At 71.5% G+C, this 7,372-nt stretch carries 10 protein-coding genes and 2 pseudogenes; 4 read left to right on the top strand and 8 right to left on the bottom strand.

Annotated elements, in window-relative coordinates; translation table 11 throughout:
- Positions 1–178: pseudogene (locus C1J01_RS54210) on the top strand (IS982 family transposase); the annotation flags it as partial.
- Between the two features lie 36 nt (positions 179–214).
- On the opposite strand, the gene C1J01_RS44390 reads toward C1J01_RS54210, so the two are convergent.
- Both C1J01_RS44390 and C1J01_RS44385 read right to left on the bottom strand, forming a co-directional pair.
- Positions 215–1,171, bottom strand: coding sequence for a GNAT family N-acetyltransferase (locus C1J01_RS44390; protein ID WP_111185028.1), 957 nt, complete (start codon positions 1,169–1,171; stop codon positions 215–217).
- An 83-nt stretch (positions 1,172–1,254) separates the two neighbouring features.
- On the bottom strand, positions 1,255–1,989 hold the full coding sequence (locus tag C1J01_RS44385) for an alanyl-tRNA editing protein (protein WP_111185026.1): 735 nt from the start codon (positions 1,987–1,989) through the stop codon (positions 1,255–1,257).
- A 94-nt stretch (positions 1,990–2,083) separates the two neighbouring features.
- On the opposite strand from C1J01_RS44385, the gene C1J01_RS44380 reads away from it, so the two are divergent.
- Entirely contained in the window at positions 2,084–2,668 is a 585-nt protein-coding gene (locus C1J01_RS44380) for an SGNH/GDSL hydrolase family protein (RefSeq protein ID WP_235855080.1), read from the top strand.
- Positions 2,669–2,672: 4 nt separating this feature from the next.
- On the opposite strand, the gene C1J01_RS44375 is transcribed toward C1J01_RS44380, so the two are convergent.
- The 5 genes from C1J01_RS44375 to C1J01_RS44355 all read right to left on the bottom strand — a co-directional run bounded on the left by C1J01_RS44375 (position 2,673) and on the right by C1J01_RS44355 (position 5,397).
- Complete coding sequence (locus C1J01_RS44375; protein ID WP_111185025.1) at positions 2,673–3,038, bottom strand: DUF2516 family protein; 366 nt, start codon at positions 3,036–3,038, stop codon at positions 2,673–2,675.
- 122 nt (positions 3,039–3,160) lie between these two features.
- Positions 3,161–3,583, bottom strand: coding sequence for a hypothetical protein (locus C1J01_RS44370; protein WP_111185024.1), 423 nt, complete (start codon positions 3,581–3,583; stop codon positions 3,161–3,163).
- 3 nt (positions 3,584–3,586) lie between these two features.
- Positions 3,587–4,078: a helix-turn-helix transcriptional regulator gene (locus C1J01_RS44365; protein ID WP_111185023.1), complete on the bottom strand. Its 492-nt coding sequence runs from the start codon at positions 4,076–4,078 to the stop codon at positions 3,587–3,589.
- Between the two features lie 60 nt (positions 4,079–4,138).
- Positions 4,139–5,044 carry a M56 family metallopeptidase gene (locus tag C1J01_RS44360; RefSeq protein WP_111185022.1) on the bottom strand — a complete coding sequence of 302 codons (906 nt, stop codon included), beginning with the start codon at positions 5,042–5,044 and terminating at the stop codon, positions 4,139–4,141.
- Entirely contained in the window at positions 5,041–5,397 is a 357-nt protein-coding gene (locus C1J01_RS44355; RefSeq protein ID WP_111185021.1) for a BlaI/MecI/CopY family transcriptional regulator, read from the bottom strand. The genes C1J01_RS44360 and C1J01_RS44355 overlap by 4 nt, the downstream gene beginning before the upstream one ends.
- Before the next feature lie 148 nt (positions 5,398–5,545).
- On the opposite strand from C1J01_RS44355, the gene C1J01_RS44350 reads away from it, so the two are divergent.
- Both C1J01_RS44350 and C1J01_RS44345 read left to right on the top strand, forming a co-directional pair.
- Positions 5,546–6,466, top strand: a complete 921-nt coding sequence (locus C1J01_RS44350) for a methyltransferase (protein ID WP_111185020.1) — start codon at positions 5,546–5,548, stop codon at positions 6,464–6,466.
- 13 nt (positions 6,467–6,479) lie between these two features.
- Positions 6,480–6,983, top strand: a complete 504-nt coding sequence (locus C1J01_RS44345; protein ID WP_111185019.1) for an O-acetyl-ADP-ribose deacetylase — start codon at positions 6,480–6,482, stop codon at positions 6,981–6,983.
- A gap of 32 nt (positions 6,984–7,015) precedes the next feature.
- Here the strand turns inward: C1J01_RS44345 and C1J01_RS44340 are convergent.
- A pseudogene (locus tag C1J01_RS44340) lies at positions 7,016–7,372 on the bottom strand (class I SAM-dependent methyltransferase); the annotation flags it as partial.

Raw genomic sequence — 7,372 nt, 5'->3', positions numbered from 1 at the left:
CGAAGCGATCATCTGGACGCTGAAGAACCAGCTCGGCCTCGAACGCCACAACGCCCGCCACCCAGACGGCCTGTGGGCGCGCATCAGCCAGCGCATCCTCGCCCTCAACGCCGTCATCTGGCACAACTGGAACATCGGCGCACCCGTGAAACGATCCCTGATCGCTTACGATCACTAACCCGAATTTCACATCAACGATCTAGCGCCGTGGCGGCTACTCGGACGACCCCGCGGTCTTGACGAGCGGCGCGTCCCGCGTGAACTCCCGGAAGCCGACGCTGTAGTACAGCCCGCGCGCCTCGGGATGCCCCGGCGCGCCCAGGCAGGCGACCGTCATGTGAGTGGCCCCGGCCGCTCGCGCCAGCCGCATCCCGTGCAGCAGCATCGCCCTTCCCAGCCCCCGGCGCCGGAAGTCCGGATGTGTCCCGACCGGCTCGAACTCGGCGGTCTTGTTCACTTCGTCGAGCCACATGATCGTCGAGGATGCCATCGTGCCGTCCGGCGCCTCCACCAGGAGATGCAGGTCACCGCGGTACGCCGCCGTCCGCCGGACGCCCTCGTAGCTCTCGGCCGTGTAGGCCGAGGGAGCCCAGGCGTCCAGATGGGCCTGGACCGCGGCCTGCGGCCCGGCCTCCTCGGCGGTGCGGAACCGGAAACCGGCCGGCAACACCGGCTGTTCCAGGTCGGTGAGGTCTCGCTCGTTGAGCTGCGTCCAGGTCCCCGTGTCGCCGAGCGCGGACGGATCGGTCTCGTAGCCGTGCGCCGCCCATCGCTCCAGGGCGAACCCGTCGGCCGCGCTCGGCAGCACCGTGCGCTCGATGCCCGCCGCCGTCTCGTCGTACCAGTCGATCACCTCGTCGACCAGCCCGGCGTGGTCGGGATGGACCTGATACGCCAGATAGGCGCCGGTGACGTCCTTCACCGACCCGTCGTTCCGCCTCACCTGGTGCGGAAGCTGCGCCCAGCCCCACGCCACCAGCTCCCCGCCGGAGAACCACAGCCGGCGCGGCCAGCCGGAGCCGTGGGCGGCGTGCCCCTTGCCCCAGTTCCAGGCCAGCTCGCCGAACGACGCGTCGCTGTTGACCAGGTCCGGGCGAGTGGCGGTGACACGCTGCGCCAGACCCTGCATGAGCTCCACGTCCGCAGCGGTCACCGGCTCGAAGCTCGTCATGGTGCGCACTGTGTCAGAAGTCCGCGAAGCCCGTCGAACCGTTTTCCGGGCGCGTTGACGGGGCCGGCGTCCCTGATCGGGGATCAGTCGGAGATCTGGATGCGGAGGCGGCGGAAGCCGCGGCCCTTGCTCTCGATCTTGGCGACCTTGATGCGCCCGATCTGCTTGGTCGAGGCCACGTGGGTGCCGCCGTCTGCCTGGGTGTCGAGGCCGACGATGTCGACGATGCGCACGTCCTGGACGGTCTCCGGCACGAGGTTGGTGGCCGTGCGGATGATGTCGGGGATCGCGAACGCCTCCGCGCGCGGCAGCACGCGCACGTCGATGCGCCGGTCGGCGACGATCTCGGCGTTGCAGGCGTCCTCGACGGCCTCCTTGAACCCGGGCGGCACCTCGGGCAGGTTGAAGTCCATCCGGGCGCTCATCTCGTCCATGTTGCCGCCGGTGACGAGGCAGCCGTAGTCGCGGAAGACCACCCCGCACAAAACGTGCAGGCCGGAGTGGGTGCGCATCAGCGCCGAGCGCCGGGGGTCGGCCACCGCGCCCCTGACCACCGTGCCGACCGGCGGGACGGGGTCGCCCTCGGCCGGGATCAGCTCCAGGTCGTCGCCCTTGCGCACCCCGACGACGCGGGTCTCCACGCCCTGCCAGATCAACACGCCGTGATCCGCCGGCTGGCCGCCCCCGCCCGGATAGAATGCCGACCTGCTCAGCACGATCCCTTCCGGCGTCGCGTCCAGGACGACGGCTTCGAAGTCGCGCAGGTTCTGGTCGGACAGCTCCAATCGCTGGGTGCGTCCGTGGAGGTCGTAGGTCATGTCGGCAGCCTAGTGCCCCGGGGTGGTCATGCGTGGCTGGAGGTTTGGTCCGCGAAAGCCCCCCGCCGCCGCCCTTCTGGCGATATTTACGACGATGTCAGCATGTGCCCCGCCCGAACCGCCCGCGGCCGAGCCCGCGCCGCGCGTGATGATGTTCCTCGGCGACAGCTTCACCGTCGGCTCCGGGCCCGTGCCGCCGTCGGAGACGTACGCGTCGGAGACCGCGCGCCTGATGGGCGCCCGCCCGGTCATCGCGGGGGCGAGCGGCACCGGCTACGTCAACGAGGGCCGGGTGGGCAGGACGTTCGAGCGGTCGTTCGAGGTGGAGCTGGCCTGGCGCCCCGCGCCCGACCTGCTGGTCATCTCCGGCGGCCACAACGACCGCCGCTGGCGCCCCGCAAGGGTGCGCGCCGCCGCCGACCGGCTGCTCGCGAAGGTGCGCGCCCACTGGCCGGGCACCGATGTCGTCGTGGTCGGCCCGTTGTTCATGGGCGAGCCGCCCAGGAGGGCGTACGCGGTGCGGGACGTGCTGGCGCGGGCGGCTCAGGACGGCGGCGTGACCTTCGCCGACCCGATGACCCGGCGCTGGCCGCCGGCGACGGCGCTGCGCGACGGCGTGCACCCCACGCACGCCGGGCACGAGCTGATCGCCGCCTGGCTGGCCGCCGAGCTGGCCTGAGCCGTCACCAGGGCCCGTAGGGGCCGCTGTTGCCACGGCCGCCCATGCCCTTGACCGCCGGCTTGACGTCGACGATGTAGACCGTCGCCGCGATGACGGCCAGGATCGAGAAGATGCCGATGCCGATGCCGAGGAAGGCCTGGCTGCCGACGACCAGGAACGCGTTGAAGTAGCCCCACGCGCCGCCGCCGGAGAAGAGGGTGGCGAGGGCGAGGATCAGCAGCCAGATGTTCTTCTGGAGCTTGCCCGCCGAGACGAACGCGGGCGTCGGCACCCGGAGGGCGTGAACGAGCGCGTAGATCGACATGCCGAAGATGACGACGGCGAGCACCAGGAACAGGAGGTTGAAGACACCGTTGATCAGATTCATGTTGTTGGCTCCGCCCAACGCCGCGATGAAGTCGGCTTCAGCCTAATGGGCGCCCCCGACAGGCGGGCACCCCCGAACGGAAAGGCCCGTCTCCCCGGCGGGAGACGGGCCGCGTGCTCCGGTCAGGCCTTGGCGGCCTTCGCGGTGCGGGTGTTCCTCTTCGCCGGCTGGACGGGCTTGGCGGCGGGCGGCTCGGCGGCCTCCGACACCTCTTCCAGCTCGAGGGCGGCCTCGCCGGTCGTCTTGCTCACGACCCGGCGGCCACGGGTGGCGAAGTCCTCGTAGACCTCGGTGGCCCTCTGGGTGAGCTGGTCGGCGTATTCGCGCGCCTTGTCGGGGAACTCCCGGGCGATGCCCTCGGCCTTGTCGGCGTATTCGCGGGCCTTGACCGGCAGCTCCTTGGCCAGGTCGAAGCGGCGCGACTGGAGCTTCTGCAGCTGCTCGGGCAGCTCGCGCAGCTTCTCGACGGCGAAGTCGCCGGCGCCGGCGACGGCGTAGAACGGCTTGGAATCGGTCAGCTTCTTGACCTCAGTGGCGAGCGTCATGGGTTAACCTTCCTTGGTTTCCTGGGTGACGTTGCCGTTGCTCGAGGGCGCCGCATAGGGCTCAAGAGCGGCGAGATACTCCTCGGGCAGCGGCTCGTCGTCCGGATCGGAGGCGTGCCGGGGGCGAGCGTTCTGGGAGGTCTGCTCGTCTTCGGCGCGCGTCTCCTTACGGAACGACTCGTAGATATCGATCAGCACCTGACGTTGCCGTTCGCTCAGATGTGCGTCGGCTCTGATCGCGGTGATCACGTCGCTCGGCGGCTCGCGGTCCTCGATGAGGCCCGCCTGCACGTAGAGCACCTGTGACGAGATCCGCAGACCCTTGGCGATCTGGTTGAGGATCTCGGCGCTCGGCTTGCGCAGGCCGCGCTCGATCTGGCTGAGGTAGGGATTGGAGACCCCTGCCGCCTCTGCGAGCTGGCGCAGCGAGATCTTCGCCTGCTGCCGTTGCTCGCGGATGTATTCACCGATCGAGCCGACTTTGGGTAGTGCCATAGCCCCAGTCTGCCTCTCGCTGCTTGCAATTGCAAACGCGGCGATTAACCAGAGCTAGCGCTAGAGCTGAATGATCCAGAGAAATGGGGTGGCCGTGACCAACGTCATGGAAAGCGCGATGAAGCCGTAGCGCGTCGAGGCGGCGAGCTCGGGGAGGGGCTGGACCAGCCGCTCGACCCTGGCCATGACGTGCTGGGCGTGCACGCCGAGCGTGCCGTGCGGGGTCGGCATCGCCCCGGCCGTGCCGAAGCGCAGCAGCGCCGTGGCGAGCCGGCGCGGCGAGCAGTAGCGGCGGGCACGGTCGTCGGCGGCCATCTCGATCAGCAGCTCGACCTGCGCCTGCGCGTCGGCCACCACCTTCGACCAGGGCAGCGCCCGGCGCAGCGCGGCGAACGGCAGCAGCACCAGGTCGTGCCGCTCGCGCACGTGGGCCGCCTCGTGGGCCAGCACGGCCTTCAGCTCGTCCTCCGACAGCAGCTTGAGCGCGCCCTCGCTGACGACGACCTGCGAGCGCAGCCCCGGCACGCAGTACGCGGCGGCGCCCGGGTGGGCCAGCACCCGCACGCCCGGGACGCCCGGATCGTCGTGGGCGATGATACGCAGCAGCATGCGGTGGCGCCGCCGGGCCCGCAGCGTCTGCACGCCCGCGGTGAGCAGCACCGCGATCAGCACCGCCAGCGCGGTCAGCCCCGTGATGAGGGCCAGGACGTGCAGCGGGTCCCACGCCTGCGCGGGAGCCTCGCCGCCGGCGAACGCGATCAGCCCGTGCAGCACCCCCGTGCCGTACGGCTGGACGGCGTAGGCGAGCATGGCGCCGGTCGTGGCCAGGCCCCAGGAGACGCCCAGGGACTGCCAGAGAATGATGGCCAGCCGAGGAGCGCGGGAGGTCCAGCGGGCCGTGGTGAAACGCCAGGAGCCGACCGCGCACGCCGTGGCGAGCGCTGCCAGCACCGCTGCCGTGATCACTCTTCCTCCAGCTCCGTAAGGGCTCTGCGCAGGATCTCCGCCTCCCTGCCCGATACGGCCTGGGCGAAGCGGGTCAGGGCGGCCGAGCGGTCGCCCGTGAGGTCCAAGGCTTCCAGCATAAGCTCGGCGATGTATGCGTCGCGGCTTTCTGCCGGTTCGTACCGCCATGCGCGGCCGTCGCGGGTGCGCTGGAGGAAACCCTTGCGGGTGAGGCGGTCGAGAACGGTCATGACCGTGGTGGGGGCAAGGTCGCGGTCGGCAATGAGCTTGCCGACCTCGCGGGCGGTCAACGGGGTGTTCTCCGCCCAGAGGATGTCCATGATGCTGCGTTCAAGCTCGCCGAGACCCTTCACGCCCTTCAGATTAGCTCTACAACGTGTCGAGCTGGCATCCGGGGCGCGGGACTTCTTAACGTGGCTTCGATGTCACGAACGGTAATCGACGAGGTGACGCTCCGGGCGGCGGCGCCGCGTGAGCGTCCAGTACGCGAGCCGGCGGCCCATGGCTGACGACTCCGTACGGCGCGACAGGCCGGCCGAGCTCACCGGCGCCTGGGCCGCGCAGGCCGTGGCCGCCCTGGCCCAGCTGGGCCTCGCCGACCTGTTGTACGAGCACCCGCTGACCTGCGCCGAGCTGGCGGAGCGGATCGGCGCGCACCCCGGGGCGCTGTCCCGCCTGCTGCGCCTGCTGGAGAGCCACGACCTGGTGGAGAGCGCGCCCGACGGCGCGTACGCGCTCACGCCGGCCGGCGCGCTGCTGGCCCGCCGCCACCCGTGCTCGCTGGCCGGCCTCGCGCTGTTCCACGCGGGCCCGTTCCACGCATCGTGGGCGGCGCTCGCGTACGCCGTCACCACGGGCCGGACGTTCTCCGCCGAGCGCCCGGAGCCGGCCGCGCGGTCCGAGAGGGCCCGCGAGCCGTCGTTCTTCACCGAGGTGCCGCTGGTGTACGACTTCACCCGGCACGAGAGCGTCGTGGACGTCGGCGGCGGCGACGGCGCGCTGCTCGCGGCCGTGCTCTCGCAGACGCCGGGGCTGCGCGGCACGCTGTTCGACGCCTCCGAGGCGGTCGAGCGCGCCCGCGTGGCGATGACGGAGGCGGGGCTGGCCGGGCGGTGCTCGTTCGCGGCGGGCGACCTCTTGGAGGCGGTCCCGGCCGGGGGCGACGTCTACCTGCTCTCGCGTGTCCCGCGCGACCGGGACGACGAGCCGGTCGCGCGCGTGCTGGCCAACTGCCGGGCGGCCATGGGGGAGCACGGCCGGCTCCTGATGATCGACGTCCGCGACGGCGCGGGCCGTACGCGTGCCGAGTACGCCCGGCTGCTGGAGTCGGCCGGGCTGGTGCTGGAGGACGTCAGGGAACTTTCGCCCGACGTGAACGTGCTCGTCGCCGCGCCCCGCTTGCCAACCGGCGGCCGTGGCTGACACGGTCGGTGGGATGGAGATCACGCTGGTGCAGGGCGACATCACCGAGCAGCAGGTCGACGCGGTGGTCAACGCCGCCAACTCCTCGCTCATGGGAGGCGGCGGGGTCGACGGGGCCATCCACCGGCGCGGCGGCCCCGAGATCCTGGAGGAGTGCAGGAAGCTGCGCGCCTCCCAGTACGGCAAGGGCCTGCCCACCGGCCAGGCGGTGGCCACCACGGCCGGGCGGCTGCCCGCGCGGTGGGTGATCCACACGGTCGGCCCGGTCCACTCCCGGTCGGAGGGCCGCTCAGAGCTGCTGGCCTCGTGCTACCGCGAGTCGCTGCGGGTGGCCGACGAGCTCGGGGCACGGTCGGTGGCCTTCCCGGCGATCTCCACCGGCGTGTACGGCTGGCCGATGGACGACGCCGCCAGGATCGCCCTGGAGGCGGTGCGCCAAGCGGACACACGGGTGGAGGACCTGAGGTTCGTCCTGTTCGACGCGGCGGCGTACGCGGTGTTCGAGGCCCGGCTCTAGGCAGAGGCTCGGCTCTAGGGCGAGGCCCGGCTCTACGTCGGGGCCGGGCTCTGGAGGGGCGCCACGGCCGACCAGGGCAGGGTGAGCTCGCCGAGCCGCCACCTGGCGTCCCCGCCGAACGGCGGGCGCAGCGGCACCGGCCACGACACCGACAGGAAGCGCACGGCGGCCAGCCACCGCTGCCGACGCCCATGAGCCCCGTACGCGGCGCTGACCGCCCAGGCGTGGTCGAAGTCGCTCAGGAACGCATGGATCCGCTCACCCGGGACGTTGCGGTGGATGAGCGTCTTCGGCAGCCGGTCGGCCAGGTCGGAGGGCCGCTCGAAGGCGTCGAACCGCGTCGCGAACGTGATCGTCCGCGGCCCCTCCGGCGACAGGCCCACCCACAC

It is taken from the genome of Nonomuraea aridisoli (assembly GCF_003236395.1).
Lineage (GTDB): Bacteria > Actinomycetota > Actinomycetes > Streptosporangiales > Streptosporangiaceae > Nonomuraea > Nonomuraea aridisoli.
Note: the sequence above shows the minus strand (reverse complement) of the source record. Positions and strands in the feature narration are given on the sequence as shown.